The organism is Marinobacter sp. es.042, assembly GCF_900188315.1.
GTDB lineage: Bacteria > Pseudomonadota > Gammaproteobacteria > Pseudomonadales > Oleiphilaceae > Marinobacter.
This window is the reverse complement of sequence record NZ_LT897781.1, coordinates 2,236,029-2,250,040: the sequence shown is the minus strand read 5'-3', so window position 1 is coordinate 2,250,040 and position 14,012 is coordinate 2,236,029. Positions and strand designations below refer to the sequence as shown.

The following is a 14,012-nucleotide window of genomic DNA, read 5'->3' as shown; positions in this document are numbered from 1 at the left end:
AGTGGAGATGCAGATGCTCAGTGACGACGAATTATTGCGCTACAGCCGGCAGATCCTGATGCCCCGGTTCGATATTGCCGGCCAGGAAAAGCTGCAGTCGGCCAGGGTTCTTGTGATCGGTGCTGGCGGCCTGGGGTGTCCTGTCGCTTTGTATCTGGGCGCCGCAGGTGTCGGGACCCTGACCCTGGTGGATGACGATAATATCGAATTGGCCAATCTCCAGCGTCAGATTGGTTTTGAAACCGCGCAGCTGGGTGAATCGAAAGCGGAAAGCCTTGCCGATCGGATTCGTCGGATCAACCCGCTGGTGTCCGTTACCGCCCTGAATCAGCGCCTCGAAGGTGAGGCTCTAACGCGGACGGTCGCGGAGGCAACCCTGGTGGTGGATTGCACGGATAACTTCAACACCCGGTTTGCGCTGAACCGTGCCTGTGTGGCGTCGAGAGTTCCGCTGGTGTCCGGTGCGGCCATTCGGGGCGAGGGGCAGGTTTCGGTTTACGACAGCCGGCGGGAGGACAGCCCCTGCTACCACTGTCTGTATCCGGAGCAGGGCAATGAGGATCTGACCTGCTCCGAGGCGGGCGTGATTGCGCCTCTGGTCGGGATGATCGGGGCGACTCAGGCCATGGAGGCCATCAAGGTGATTTCCGGGGTTGGCTCGCCTCTGGTGGGGCGCTTGCTGATTCTGGATGCCTGGGAGATGCAGTGGCGGGAGATGAAGCTGGCTCGGGACCCTGATTGCCCGGTCTGTTCTGGCTGACTTTGGTGCCGGCGGGCTTGGGAGCTTTCGGGCTGCAGTGCCGGGGATGGCCTTCCCAAAACACGCTCCTTGCGGCACATCCCTGTGGCGCTTGGGCTCCGCCATCCATGGCTCCGCACAGTTTTGGGAAGGCCATCCCCGGCACTGCGTCAGAGCCTCGGAGTAGCCTGCCTCGTTGTGTACCTCAGTTTTTCAATTCCTGAAATTTTGCGATCGCCTCTTTCCTGCTCTCTTTCAGATCAACGATCTGCCTTGGATATCCTTTCGGAATAACACCACCTTTCGCCCCCGGATCATGAATCCGTTTGCTGTCCAGTTTGGCCAGTTCAGGAATCCACTCCCGGATAAAGTCGCCTTTGGGGTCGAAACGTTCGCTCTGGGTGACCGGGTTAAAGACCCGGAAGTAGGGAGCGGCGTCGGTGCCGGTGGAGGCGCTCCATTGCCAGCCGCCGTTGTTTGAGGCCAGGAAGCCGTCGATCAGTTTTGACATGAAGTAGGCTTCGCCCAGGCGCCAGTCAATGAACAGGTTTTTGGTGAGATACATGGCGGTGATCATGCGTAGGCGGTTGTGCATCCAGCCGGTCTGGTTGAGTTGGCGCATGGCGGCGTCGACGATGGGGACGCCGGTGTTGCCGGTTTTCCAGGCTTCAAACCTGTCACCCGGGGTGTTCCATTCAAGGGCTTCGGTTTCCGGCTTGAAGGCGCGGTGCATGCTCACTCTGGGAAAGTGGTAGAGGATGTTGATGTAGAAATCCCGCCAGGCGATTTCGGTGATCCAGGTTCCCAGGCCTTCCTGGTTGCCGCCGGCGCCCTGCGCCTGTCGGCCGGCTATCAGGCATTGCCGGCCAGAGAGAACACCATTGGCGAGGTAAGGGGATATCTGGCTGGTGCCATCGATGGCGGGGAAGTCACGCTTTTCCTTGTACGCGGCGCCGCGTTTTTCGAGGAAGCGCTCGAGCTGGTCGTGGGCGGCATCTTCACCGGTTGCAACGAGGGGTTCGGGGGCGTCTCGAAAGGCTTCGGGTATGGTGTCAATCTGTTCCGGGCTTACGGCGTTGCCCCTGGCTTTGGGCGTTGAAAAAAGACCCGGATGGGTTTCTTCTATCCAGCTGCGCCAGCGTCTCGAAAACGGTGTGAACACGGAGTAGGGGTCATTCTGTTGGGTGAGGATCTCCCCTACTGGTGCAACTGTCTGGTCGCGGTATTTGCGAACGGCAATGCCGAGTTCATCAAAGCGGTGTTTCAACGTCTTGTCGCGTTTGCGCTCGTTGACGCCGTACTCCTCGTTGAAGTGCAGCGCTGTCACCCCGTGCTCTTCGCAGTGGCTCTCGAGTTTGCGAAGGCTGTCGTCGAAGCGTTTTGCGTGCATAAATGACAGCGGTATACCCAGTTTGGCGAGCTCTTCGGCCAGGGCGTTGGCGTGGGCGACTACGAATTGCACCCGGGCCGGCGACCAATCGTGTTCCTGCCATTGGTCCGGGGTGAGAATAAAACAGGCTCGCACCTCTTCGCTGCTTTCGCAGGCGGCTGTGAGGGCGGGGTTGTCGGCAACCCGGAGATCGTTTCGGAACCAGACCAGTTGTGTCATCCGTAATCCATAGTTGTCTGAGGGATTGATGTAAGTGTAATTACAGCCCGGTGTATCAATAAAATCACCAACTTGGATATTCGCCCGGGCTGGCTGATTGGATTATAGTTAGGATACTTTTACAGCAATTCAGCCGGCCCATCCTCAAGGAGTTCTGTGGCGGGAATGGAGAACAACAGCGAAGGTCGCCGTGACGGCGTTTGGGCCCAGCCTTATTCACTGGCTTCCGGCCAGACCCAGTATCATCAACTGGGTCATATTCGTTTGTGGGTGACTCTGTTGGACCAGGAATGGCAGATTCGTTCAGAAACGCTGGAACTCGATACGGATCCGGCCAGCTGGACAGAAACCATCGGCCACACTCTGCCTTCGGCTTCTGTGCCGCTGCAGCGTTTCATCCGGGAAAACCAGTCGTCGACCGTGACATTCCTGCCGGCACTCGCAAACCTGCCTACCGTGATTCGTCCTTTCCAGCCCCTGACGATTCCCGCCGGTGGCCGCTGCACAATCTACGTGGGCACGCTGGCCTGGATGAAGGTCTGTGCCGGCGACAAGCAAACCGTGTTGACGGAAATCCCCCTGGCGTCGCCTTCGATGACCTGGGTGGGCAGAAATACCATGGAGGGCGAGCTTTGTTATACCTCTCATAGTTTTGCCCGTCTGGTGCTTGAGGCGGTGCCGAAACGCCCATGGCGAGCCGTCACGCCGGTGACGCTGATCAACCGGCGGGATGAGCCCCTGCTGCTTGAGCGCTTCAGTCTGCCAACGCCGTTGCTGTCATTGCACCAGAACGATCGGGGCCAGCTCTGGACGCCGGGGGTAACCGTTGAAGTTGAGACCGACATGAATTCGGCGAGTCTGCATGTGGAACAGCCGTTGCCGGCCGCAGCGGGCACCTGCCGGCAGGTGGCGGATGCTCGTGAAAAAATGGCCCGCGGCCGGCTTGTCCGGGCGTTTGACCGGATGTTTGGCTGAAACGGATCTGATGGAGTCGACGCTTTGCTGGAAACAATGCAAACAGGCGTAATGCAGTTTTTTACCGATATTGCCTGGGGGCAGTGGATCAGTTCCGCCTTTCTTGTGGTGTTGGGGCTGTTCCTCGGGTCTCTGGCGGCCCGCAGTGTCGGCCGTTTCATGGCGCAGCGCACCTCCCGCCATCATACCGTCATGGTTCGGCGGCTGGTGTTTTACGTCATCGTGGTGCTGTTTTTTGTGGCGGCCCTGCGGGAGGCCGGGTTCTCTCTGGATGTGGTGCTCGGCGCCGCTGGTATCCTCACCGTTGCCATTGGTTTTGCCTCTCAGACCTCGGCGTCGAACATGATCAGTGGGCTGTTTCTACTGGTGGAAAAACCCTTTGAAATCGGTGACTTCATTGAGGTAGACGCGACCATCGGGGAAGTCGTCGGTATTGATATGCTGAGCGTGAAGTTACGCACGCCGGACAACCTGTACGTGCGGATTCCCAATGAAACCCTGATCAAGACAAGGGTGGTCAACCGTTCCCGGTTTCCGATACGCCGGCTCGACCTGACGGTGGGGATTGCCTACGCTGAAGATGTAGAGCGGGTGGAAAGTCTGCTTCTGAAGCTGGCAGAAAAGAATCCGGTCTGTCTCGAAGAACCCAAGCCCTTCACTTTGGTGACAGCGTTTGGCCCATCCTCGGTCGATCTGCAGTTCTCTTACTGGGTGCCGAAGGAAAAGGTGCTTGAAGGGAGAAGCGGCATGATGGTCGCGATCAAGAAAACCCTGGATCGGGAAGGCATTGAAATTCCGTTCCCCCACACCAGCGTTTATGCGGGTAGCCATTCAGAGCCGTTCCGTGTTCAGCTGTTGGGGCCGGAAAAAATCACTGAAAAGGATCTCCCGGATGTCGACAAAGACAGCTGAAGTTATCAAAACCATCCCACTGACCCCCGCCGAGAGCAAGATGAGTCTTGGCTGGCGTGAATGGGTGGCGCTGCCGGACCTGGATATTAGCCGTATCAAGGCGAAAATCGATACCGGAGCCAGAACTTCCTGTCTCCACACGTTCCGCACTGAACCCTACACGGAAAACGGTGAACGGCGCGTGCGCTTCTGGGTTCATCCGGTACAGAACGATCTTCACCAGGTGGTGGAGTGTGACGCCAGGGTGCTGGATGAGCGGAACGTGTCTGATTCCGGCGGCCACAAGGAAATGCGCCTGGTCATCGAGACCACGCTGCTGATTGGCGGCCAGAAATGGCCCATTGAAATGACATTGACCAACCGAGATTCCATGCGGTTCCGGATGTTGCTGGGCCGTACCGCTATGTCAGGGCGCTCAGTGATCTATCCCGAAGCTTCCTATCTTGCCGGCAAGCCGGCCTTAAGGACTGAAAAATGAAAATAGCGGTACTGTCACGAAACCGTCACCTCTACTCGACCCGCCGTCTGGTGGAGGAGGGCATTAATCGTGGCCACGAAGTGAAGGTGATTGACTGCCTTCACTGTTCGATGAATATTACTTCGGCGAACCCACAGATCCACTACCATGAGGAGGTCCTTGAGGATTTCGATGTGGTGATTCCGCGGATCGGTGCATCGGTGACGTTTTACGGAACGGCGGTACTGCGTCAGTTCGAGATGATGGGCGTGTTTCCGGTGAATGAATCCGTGGCCATCAGCCGGTCCCGGGATAAGCTGCGCTCGCTGCAACTGCTGGCCCGTAAGGGTGTAGGAATGCCGATTACCGGTTTCGCGAACAAGCCGGACAACGTTCCGGAGTTGCTTGAGATGGTTGGCGGGGCGCCGGTGGTGATCAAGCTGCTGCAGGGTACTCAGGGCATCGGCGTGGTGCTGGCAGAAACCCGCAAGGCCGCGGAGAGTGTGATTGAAGCCTTCATGGGCCTGAAAGCGGATATTCTCGTACAGGAATTCATCAAGGAGGCCGGCGGTGCCGATATCCGTTGCTTTGTGATTGGCGACAAGGTGATCGCGGCCATGAAGCGTCAGGGTGCCGAAGGCGAGTTCCGTTCGAACCTGCACCGGGGCGGTACTGCCTCGCTCATACGCATCACCCCCCAGGAGCGCAGCACTGCCATCAAGGCCGCCAAAGCCATGGGCCTGAACGTTGCCGGTGTTGACCTGCTCCGCTCCAGCAGGGGGCCACTGGTAATGGAGGTGAACTCGTCGCCTGGCCTTGAGGGCATCGAGAACGCCACGGGCAAGAACGTTGCCGGCATGATCATTAACTGGACCGAAAAGAATCAGAAGCCCTGGAAGACCCGGACCAAGGGGAGAGGCTAAAGCATGGCTCGTGCCCCCTATGAAATTGCCGGGACCCAGGTAAAGGCCGGAACCCGGCAAACTGTGGAAGTTCCGGTCGCCAAGCTGTACACCCATACGCCGCTGCACATTCCCGTTGAGGTTGTGCACGGCCGGCGAAGTGGCCCGGTATTGATGGTGTGTGGTGCCATTCACGGTGACGAGATCAACGGTGTTGAGATCGTTCGTCGGGTGCTCACCAATTCGGCGTTGAGGCACCTTCGGGGCACGTTGGTTGCGGTGCCTATCGTGAACATTTTCGGATTCGTGCAGCGCACCCGATACCTGCCTGACCGGCGGGATCTGAACCGCTGTTTTCCCGGCAGCGAGAGTGGTTCCCTGGGCGGGCGTATTGCCTACCTGCTGCGCACCCAGATTATGGAGCGAGTGACCCACATTATTGATTTGCACACAGGCGCAGTTCATCGATTCAACCTGCCGCAAATCCGTGCCGAGCTGAAAAACCCGGAAACCGTGCGCATGGCCGAGGCCTTTGGTGCCCCGATCATAATCAATTCGGGGCTTCGAGAGGGAAGTCTCCGGGCGTACGCCGATTCACAGGACATTCCGGTGATCACCTTCGAAGGCGGAGAAGCTCTGCGATTTGATGACGTGGTGATCGGGAGCGGTGTGAAAGGGGTTATCCGGGTGATGCGTGAACTCGAAATGATCCCGGCGAAGAAGGGGCCCAAGGCACCGAGAAAGCGGTCTGAAACCGCGGCCAATTCCCAATGGGTGCGGGCGGATATCGATGGGATCATGAGGCCTGTCGCCCGGCTGGGCCAGAAGGTTCGCAAAGGCCAGAGGCTGGCCATGGTGGCGGATCCCTTCGGCGAATCGGAAACCGCGGTGGTGTCACCCTGCTCAGGTATCGTGATCTGCGTGAATAACCTGCCACTGGTGAACGAGGGCGAGGCAATCTACCACGTCGCCCGATTTGACGAGCTCAGCGAGGCGGAAAAAGTGATGGATTATTTCCGCAGCAGCTACGAGGGCGATGTCGGCGACGATGTGGTTCCCGTGCACCCCTGGGATGACCGGCAGAAATAACCGAGAGGGCTGTCATGATCTGGGATCAGTCGTTTATCGAGTTGGCGCCGCTGCCGCGGGGTTTTCATCTGGTCACCAATGAAATCCTTGCCCAGGCGCCGGACCTGACAAACTGCGAAGTCGGCTTGCTGCACCTGTTCATCCAGCATACCTCCGCTTCTCTGGCGGTGAACGAGAACGCCGATCCGGATGTGCGGGGCGACCTGGAACGCCATTTCAACGTCATGGTGCCGGAGAATGCGCCGCACTATGAGCACGTTATGGAAGGGCCCGACGACATGCCGGCTCATATCAAAAGCATCCTGATCGGCCCCTCGCTGACCCTCCCGGTCAGCCATGGTCGCCTGGCACTTGGAACCTGGCAGGGACTTTATCTCTGTGAGCACCGGGATCGAGCCGGCAGTCGTCGTATTGTGTCGACTCTTCAGGGCCGCTGGTAGCCAGAACCCGAAACGCCCGACGTGTCGGGAATCACCCGTTCGCTCTTTCCGATGGGTGGATATCCACCCATTTTCCAGCGCCTGACCTTGCTCTGATTTTAGTAAGGCTCTGTTTTTCCGAATTAATCGAGATCTGGTCTGCTCCTTGCTGATTGGGTTACCCACCGGAGCTGTAAGAGCTTCGTTGAGCACCCAACAAACAAAATGAATCGGGAGCATTCCTTATGAAAACCCAAGCCGTAGTGGCGGTGGCCTTTGCCTCCACCTTCGCAGTCGCAACCCCCGCAACAGCCCAGGATCGTTCGGACTGGCCGAGCAACTTCACCGTTGGTACCGCCAGTCAGGGTGGAACCTATTTTGCCTACGGTTCCGGTTGGGCCAACTTTGTGGCTGAAAACCTGGGCGTTTCCGGTGGTGCCGAGATCACCGGCGGACCGGTTCAGAATATGGCGCTGGTGCACACCGGTGACCTGAAGTTCGGCCTGACCACCATGGGCCCGGCTCGGGAATCCATGGACGGTAACAGCCCGCTTGCGCCGGGCATGAAGATGGACAACGTCTGCGCCATGTTCCCGATGTACGAAACACCGTTCTCGGTGACCGCACTCTCCAGCTCGGGCATTACTTCCATCGCCGATATCCCTGATGGCGCCACGATCGGGTTTGGACCGGCGGGCTCCACCTCGGACACCTACTTTCCGCGCATGATGGAGACCCTGGGTGTGAACTTCGAACGCCGCAACGGCAGCTGGTCTGATCTGGGCGGTCAGCTTCAGGATGGACTGATTGATGTGGTTGCCTTCGCCGCCGGTATTCCCATTCCTGCGGTCAGCCAGCTGGAAGTGCAAACCGACGTGAACATCATCGGTATGAACGATGCCGAGGCCGAGACCATTATCAGCAACTTCCCGGTGTCCGAGTTCATCATTCCGGCGTCCACCTACCAGTCCCTGGATGCGCCTTCCCGCGTGGTATCCATGTGGAACTTCGCGATGGTCAACTGTGATGTATCTGAAAGCTTCGTGTATGAAATCACCAAGCTGACCATGGAGAACAACGACAAGATGGTCTCCATTCACAAGGCGGCCCGTAACTCGGTACCCGAGAACTACACAAAGAACAACGTCCTGCCCTGGCACCCGGGCGCTGCGCGTTGGTTCAACGAGAATGGTTACCCGATCGAAGACAGCCAGATCAAGTAACAGTGCTCGAGCAGGAGGCTGCCCTGCAGCCTCCTGCAATGTATGGCCAGCCGAGTTCTGGCTCCGATTTGCCTGCAAGCAGGGTGTGTCATGACTACCGAACAAGATTCCAAAGACCTTCCGGACATTGAAGTGGGCGAAGACCATGTACTCGCGCACAACGTGGACGAGGAACCGGTCGAAGCCAACCGCCGGCTTTTCGAAGGCGGCCTGCTGAAATTCGTCGCGCTGCTGGCGATAGCCTATTCAGCCTTTCACCTGTATTCCCTGAACATAGCGCCCCTGGAAACCTGGTCGTTCCGGATTGTGCACATTGCCGGTGCCCTGGTGCTGGGTTTTGTTCTGTTTGCCGGCGCCCGGTTTGTGTCATCGGAAGAGGGCGGCGCCCGCCACCGCTGGACAACCTGGATCAGTGCCGGTGCCATGCTGCCGGCTCTCTATGTGTTGTATCAGACATTTTCGTTCTGGCAGATGGTTCAGAACGGCGCCATGCGGATTCCGATCGAACTGGAGGTGTGGCACTTTGGCTGGCCGCTGCTGGCGGCGACCGGTGTTGGTATCGTCATGAGCTGGTTTCATCAGCGCGAGCGATCGGTATTCAGTGTGCCCGACCTGGTGTTGATCGTCTGCTCGCTGGCCGTGGCCGCCTATTTCCTGGTGGTTTATAACACGTCCATGCGGATGTCGACCGGCACCTCCTTTGCGCCGTTGGGTATCTCGTTTGCAGCAATTGCCGGCACGGCCCTGATCATGGAACTTACCCGGCGCGTGGCGGGGATGGCACTGGTGATCATCGGTCTGGTGTTTCTGGCCTATGTTTTCGCAGGACCCTACCTGCCAGGTTTCCTCGGTTACCCGGGGCTTTCGGTTCAGCGGTTCTTCAGTCAGGTGTATACCGATGCCGGGATCCTTGGGCCGACCACGGCGGTGTCTTCGACATACATCATCCTGTTCATCATTTTTGCCGCCTTCCTGCAGTCCTCAAAGGTGGGCGACTACTTCGTGAACTTTGCCTTTGCGGCCGCCGGCCGTTCCCGGGGTGGCCCGGCCAAGGTATCGATCTTTGCATCGGGCCTGATGGGTATGATCAACGGCACCAGTGCCGGCAACGTGGTATCCACCGGTTCGCTGACGATCCCGCTGATGAAAAAGGTGGGTTACAGCAAGCAGTCTGCGGGCGCTGTCGAGGCGGCCGCTTCCACCGGTGGTCAGATCATGCCGCCGATCATGGGCGCCGGCGCCTTTATCATGGCGGAAATTACCGGCATTCCCTACACCGAGATTGCCATCGCGGCGATCATTCCGGCGATCCTGTATTTTGCCTCGGTCTACTTCATGGTGGATTTTGAAGCCGCCAAGACCGGCATGCGCGGCATGCGTGAAGACGAGCTGCCAAAGCTCAGAACCATGATGAAGCAGTGCTATCTGTTCGTGCCGATCATTATCCTGATCGTCGCCTTGTTCATGGGCTATTCGGTGATCCGGGCCGGCACCCTGGCGACCGTTTCAGCTGCTGTGGTGAGTTGGCTGTCCCCCAACAAGATGGGTCTGCGGCATATCCTTCAGGCACTGGAAATTGCTTCCTATATGGCGATCCAGATTATCGTGGTGTGCGCAGCGGCCGGGGTAATCGTGGGCGTGATTTCGCTGACGGGAGTGGGCGCGCGCTTCTCTGTGCTGTTGCTGGACGTTGCGGCCACGAGCCAGTTGCTGGCGCTGATCTTCGCCATGTTCATTTCCATTCTACTGGGTATGGGGATGCCGACCACGGCGGCCTATGCGGTAGCTGCCTCAGTGGTCGCGCCCGGCCTTGTCCAGTTGGGTATTGAACCGCTGACGGCGCACTTCTTCGTGTTCTACTTCGCTGTAGTCTCCGCGATCACACCGCCGGTTGCGCTGGCCTCCTATGCCGCTGCAGGCATATCGGGCGCCAATGCCATGGAAACCTCCGTGGCCTCGTTCCGGATTGGCATCGCAGCGTTCATCGTGCCTTTCATGTTCTTCTACAACGGCGCGCTGTTGATGGAAGCCGGCTGGTTCGAGATCGCGAGGGCACTGGTAACCGCAACCTTTGGCGTTTACATGCTTTCTGGCGGCGTGCTCGGTTGGTTTGCGAGCATTTCCGCGTCCTGGATAACGCGACTCCTGCTGATTGCGGCCGCGTTGCTGATGATCGAGGGAGGGCTCTGGACGGATCTCACCGGTATTGCCCTGGCGGTCCTGGCGTTCGTCATCCAGAAGCAGCGTAAAACTCGCCTTGCCACAGCTGGCGCCCTGTAACGGGGGCTTGCTGGCTGCGTCAGAACAACCGTGCTATGGAAGCATCGCACGGTTGTTCTGCACCCGGCCTGGCTATACTCTAGCGGCTTTCCGCGGTTTTTCGGGAACCGGACCCTATGCCTTACCGTATTGGCGTTTTTCTCCTTTTCGTGGCGACCCTGGTGGCCGCCTGGCTGCTCGGTGGCTGGGTTGGATACCGGCAGGTGGAGCAGGAGAGCCTTGAGGAGTCCTTCCGGTATCGCCAGTTGGTGGCCAACGAACTGAACCGATATCTCCCGGTGCCCGAGCTGATGGCCGAGCATCCGTTACTGCAACGGGCGCTGGAGGCGCCTGACAATCCCTCTGCTATTCTCTCGGCCAATGAACAGATGCAGCGCATGGCCACTATCGTAGGCAGTTCGGATGTCTACCTGATGGATACTCGCGGCCTGACGATCGCAGCCAACAACTACCTGCAGCCAGACAGTTTTGTCGGGCGGAATTTCAATTTCCGGCCGTATTTCTATGAGGCGATGGAGTCGGGCGATTCGGCGATCTATTTCGCCCTCGGCCTGATGTCTGGCGTTCGGGGTCTGTATTTCTCGCATCCGGTTCGGGACGAGGGCGGCCAGATTATCGGGGTGGTCGCCGTGAAGGTTCTGGTTCACGAACTGGAATCCCAATGGGATCGCCCTGCTGGCTTGCGAGAGGCGGAGATGGTCGTGCTTGATCATAATGGCATCAGTTTTCTCGCGAGCAGGCAGGACTGGCTTTACCGCAATTTCTCGGGGATGGCCGATGCCGTGCCCGACGAGTATTCCCGCCGGCGTTATCCAGACCGTGATTTGACGCCAATGGCACTGAAAACGTTGGGAACCCCCTGGGGGCTTCTGGAGCAGTCAGCAACGGTCCGCATCCAGGACAGTGGCAAACCCCGGGAGTATCTGAGCGTACGCACGCCTCTGCCAAGGATGGACTGGACACTTCAAGTCATGGTGAGCACTCGCTCGGTCGTCTGGACCCGGCTGGGTTTTGCGGTCGGTGGCGCGGCGCTGTTCTTTGGTGGCCTGTTGACCTGGCTGTACCTGCGCGAGCGCTACCGGCGCGAGGCTGAACTGGCTCTTCGGGGCGAGCAGCTGGAGCGAAGCGTGGCCGAGCGAACCGCAGACCTGGAGAACTCCAATCGCAAACTGGTGGAGGAGATCCGGGAGCGAGAACGCACCCAAACCGAGCTGCGGGAAACACAGCAGGAGCTGATCCAGGCTGCAAAACTGGCGGTGCTGGGGCAGATGTCCGCGGGCCTCAACCATGAAATGAACCAGCCCCTGACGGCCATTCAGACCTACGCCCGAAACAGCCGCCGCTTCCTTGAGAAAGGTGCCGGGGAGATGGTGGATGCTAATCTGTCAGAAATCATCCTCCTGTGTGACAAGATGGCGGAGCTGACCCGGCAGTTCAAAGTGTTTGCGCGCAAATCCGAAGGCCCGCCAGCGGTGGTGGATCTCCGGCAACCGATTGATGCATCTCTGAAAATTATCGTTGCCCAGCAATCGAGTTCGGAAATCGATATCCAGTGGCACCGTCCGGACTCGCCGGTGATGTGCCACGGCGACCTGATACGGATAGAGCAGGTTATGGTTAACCTGATGGCGAATGCGGTTCAGGCGGTAGAGGGTGGTGCACGGCCGGAAATCCGGATCGATATAGAAGAAACCGAGCAGTGCTGGAAATGCCTGGTGCGCGATAACGGGCCGGGATTGCAGGGCGACACCGAACAGATTTTCGAGCCCTTTTTTACCACCAAATCGGTCAAGCAGGGACTGGGCCTGGGGCTTTCCATATCGCGCCAGATCGTGGATGCGCTGGGTGGCAGCCTGACCGGTCGTAACCGTCGGGATGGGCCGGGCGCAGAATTCGTCGTAACCCTCAAGAAGCGGGAGGCCATGGAATGACAGAACCCTCGGTAATCTTTGTGGACGACGATCCACACATCCGCCAGGCCATTGCCCAGACACTGACCCTGGAGGAGTTGCCGGTCAGCTGCTTCGAAGATGCGCCATCGGCGCTAGGACATATCAACGCCGATTACGACGGCGTGGTTCTCTGCGACTACAACATGCCGGAGATGAACGGCCTGGAGATGCTGGACCGGCTTCGAGCTATCGATAACACCATTCCCGTGATCATTCTGACCGGGCAGGGCGACATAAGCACGGCGGTAACAGCCATGCAGCAGGGCGCTTACGACTTTATCGAGAAGCCGTTTGATCATGATGAACTGATAGAGCTGCTCCGCCATGCCCTGGAAAAACGGCATCTCGCCCTCGAGAACCGGCGACTGAAAGCACAGCTGCGGCACCTGGCCAGACCCGGTCCACGAATGTTGGGGGATTCGCCGTTGATGCAAAAGGTCATGGCGACCATTGATCCCATCCTCGACATCTCGGCCAATATCCTCTTGCATGGCGAAACAGGGTCCGGGAAGGATGCGCTGGCCCGATATATTCATGAGAACAGTGGACGCAGCGCCTACAACTTTGTGGCAATCAACTGCGGCGCGGTGCCCGAGAACCTGATTGAAAGCGAGTTGTTTGGCCATGAGGCCGGGGCGTTCACCGGGGCTGAAAAGCGCCGTATCGGCAAGATCGAGCACGCCCACAAGGGCACCCTGTTCCTGGATGAGGTTGAAAGTATGCCCATGCCCTTGCAGGTGAAACTCCTGCGGGTGCTGGAAGAACAAAGGGTAGAACGTCTGGGCAGTAACCAGGTTCAGGAGGTGGATGTCCGGATCATTGCCGCCACCAAGGCGGATTTGAAAAAGCTCAGTGACGACGGCGAATTCCGGCCCGATCTCTATTACCGGCTGAATGTGGTCAAAGTTGACATCCCGCCGTTGAGAGAGCGGAAAGAGGACATTCCTCTGCTGTTCCATCATTTCGTGCTGATTGCCGCGGCCCGTTACGATCGGGAGAGCATACCGCTTGATGCTGGTCAGGCCGCCCGGCTGATGCAACATTCATGGCCCGGCAACGTTCGCGAACTTCGGAACCTGGCTGAACGTTATGTCCTGCTGGGGCCGGCAGCGCTGGATGAGAACGAACCTGCGGATACCGCCAATGTGGCGGGTCGACAGACGCTCGCCGAAATGATGGACGGTTTCGAGCGTTCCGCCATTATCAGCGCCCTGAATGCCAGCAATGGCAGCATCAAGGACACCATGGTCCAGCTCGGTATTGCCCGGAAAACCCTGTACGACAAGATGCGCAAGCATGGGTTGGACAAAGCCCAGTTCAAGGATTGATGAGCAACAAAAATTTACTGGCATGGTTACAGGCTGGAAACAAACTACGCAGTATCATCAATGATATTGCCCCGGGTTTTTGCGTAGTCTTTGCGACTTTTTCCATGCCGGATTGCCCGGCGAATTG

The 14,012-nt window shown here is 58.4% G+C and carries 12 protein-coding genes; 11 read left to right on the top strand and 1 reads right to left on the bottom strand.

What is annotated here, in order from left to right:
• Nucleotides 1-13 precede the first annotated feature (13 nt).
• Complete coding sequence (locus CFB02_RS10545; RefSeq protein WP_088559220.1) at nucleotides 14-760, top strand: HesA/MoeB/ThiF family protein; 747 nt, start codon at nucleotides 14-16, stop codon at nucleotides 758-760.
• A 184-nt stretch (nucleotides 761-944) separates the two neighbouring features.
• On the opposite strand, the gene phrB is transcribed toward CFB02_RS10545, so the two are convergent.
• Nucleotides 945-2,348, bottom strand: coding sequence for a deoxyribodipyrimidine photo-lyase (phrB, locus tag CFB02_RS10540; RefSeq protein ID WP_088557974.1), 1,404 nt, complete (start codon nucleotides 2,346-2,348; stop codon nucleotides 945-947).
• A 165-nt stretch (nucleotides 2,349-2,513) separates the two neighbouring features.
• Here phrB and CFB02_RS10535 point away from each other — a divergent pair, with 165 nt between their 5' ends.
• The 10 genes from CFB02_RS10535 (at nucleotide 2,514) to CFB02_RS10490 (ending at nucleotide 13,885) form a co-directional block, all read left to right on the top strand.
• Nucleotides 2,514-3,323 (top strand): hypothetical protein, encoded by an 810-nt coding sequence (locus CFB02_RS10535; protein WP_088557973.1) that lies wholly within the window; start codon nucleotides 2,514-2,516, stop codon nucleotides 3,321-3,323.
• Nucleotides 3,324-3,374: 51 nt separating this feature from the next.
• A complete protein-coding gene (locus CFB02_RS10530; protein WP_088559219.1) occupies nucleotides 3,375-4,235 on the top strand; it encodes a mechanosensitive ion channel family protein in 861 nt (286 codons plus the stop codon).
• Nucleotides 4,216-4,713 carry an ATP-dependent zinc protease gene (locus CFB02_RS10525; protein ID WP_088557972.1) on the top strand — a complete coding sequence of 166 codons (498 nt, stop codon included), beginning with the start codon at nucleotides 4,216-4,218 and terminating at the stop codon, nucleotides 4,711-4,713. Before CFB02_RS10530 ends, CFB02_RS10525 begins: the two co-directional genes overlap by 20 nt.
• A complete protein-coding gene (gene rimK / locus CFB02_RS10520) occupies nucleotides 4,710-5,615 on the top strand; it encodes a 30S ribosomal protein S6--L-glutamate ligase (RefSeq protein WP_088557971.1) in 906 nt (301 codons plus the stop codon). The genes CFB02_RS10525 and rimK overlap by 4 nt, the downstream gene beginning before the upstream one ends.
• Before the next feature lie 3 nt (nucleotides 5,616-5,618).
• The gene (locus CFB02_RS10515; RefSeq protein ID WP_088557970.1) at nucleotides 5,619-6,683 is read left to right on the top strand and encodes a succinylglutamate desuccinylase/aspartoacylase family protein; all 1,065 of its coding nucleotides are present in this window, start codon (nucleotides 5,619-5,621) and stop codon (nucleotides 6,681-6,683) included.
• Nucleotides 6,684-6,697: 14 nt separating this feature from the next.
• Nucleotides 6,698-7,123: a secondary thiamine-phosphate synthase enzyme YjbQ gene (locus CFB02_RS10510; protein WP_088557969.1), complete on the top strand. Its 426-nt coding sequence runs from the start codon at nucleotides 6,698-6,700 to the stop codon at nucleotides 7,121-7,123.
• 224 nt (nucleotides 7,124-7,347) lie between these two features.
• A complete protein-coding gene (locus CFB02_RS10505) occupies nucleotides 7,348-8,325 on the top strand; it encodes a TAXI family TRAP transporter solute-binding subunit (protein ID WP_088557968.1) in 978 nt (325 codons plus the stop codon).
• Nucleotides 8,326-8,415: 90 nt separating this feature from the next.
• Nucleotides 8,416-10,605 carry a TRAP transporter permease gene (locus tag CFB02_RS10500; RefSeq protein ID WP_088557967.1) on the top strand — a complete coding sequence of 730 codons (2,190 nt, stop codon included), beginning with the start codon at nucleotides 8,416-8,418 and terminating at the stop codon, nucleotides 10,603-10,605.
• Nucleotides 10,606-10,721: 116 nt separating this feature from the next.
• Complete coding sequence (locus CFB02_RS10495; protein WP_088557966.1) at nucleotides 10,722-12,536, top strand: sensor histidine kinase; 1,815 nt, start codon at nucleotides 10,722-10,724, stop codon at nucleotides 12,534-12,536.
• Nucleotides 12,533-13,885, top strand: a complete 1,353-nt coding sequence (locus CFB02_RS10490) for a sigma-54-dependent transcriptional regulator (protein WP_088557965.1) — start codon at nucleotides 12,533-12,535, stop codon at nucleotides 13,883-13,885. Before CFB02_RS10495 ends, CFB02_RS10490 begins: the two co-directional genes overlap by 4 nt.
• Nucleotides 13,886-14,012: the final 127 nt, after the last annotated feature.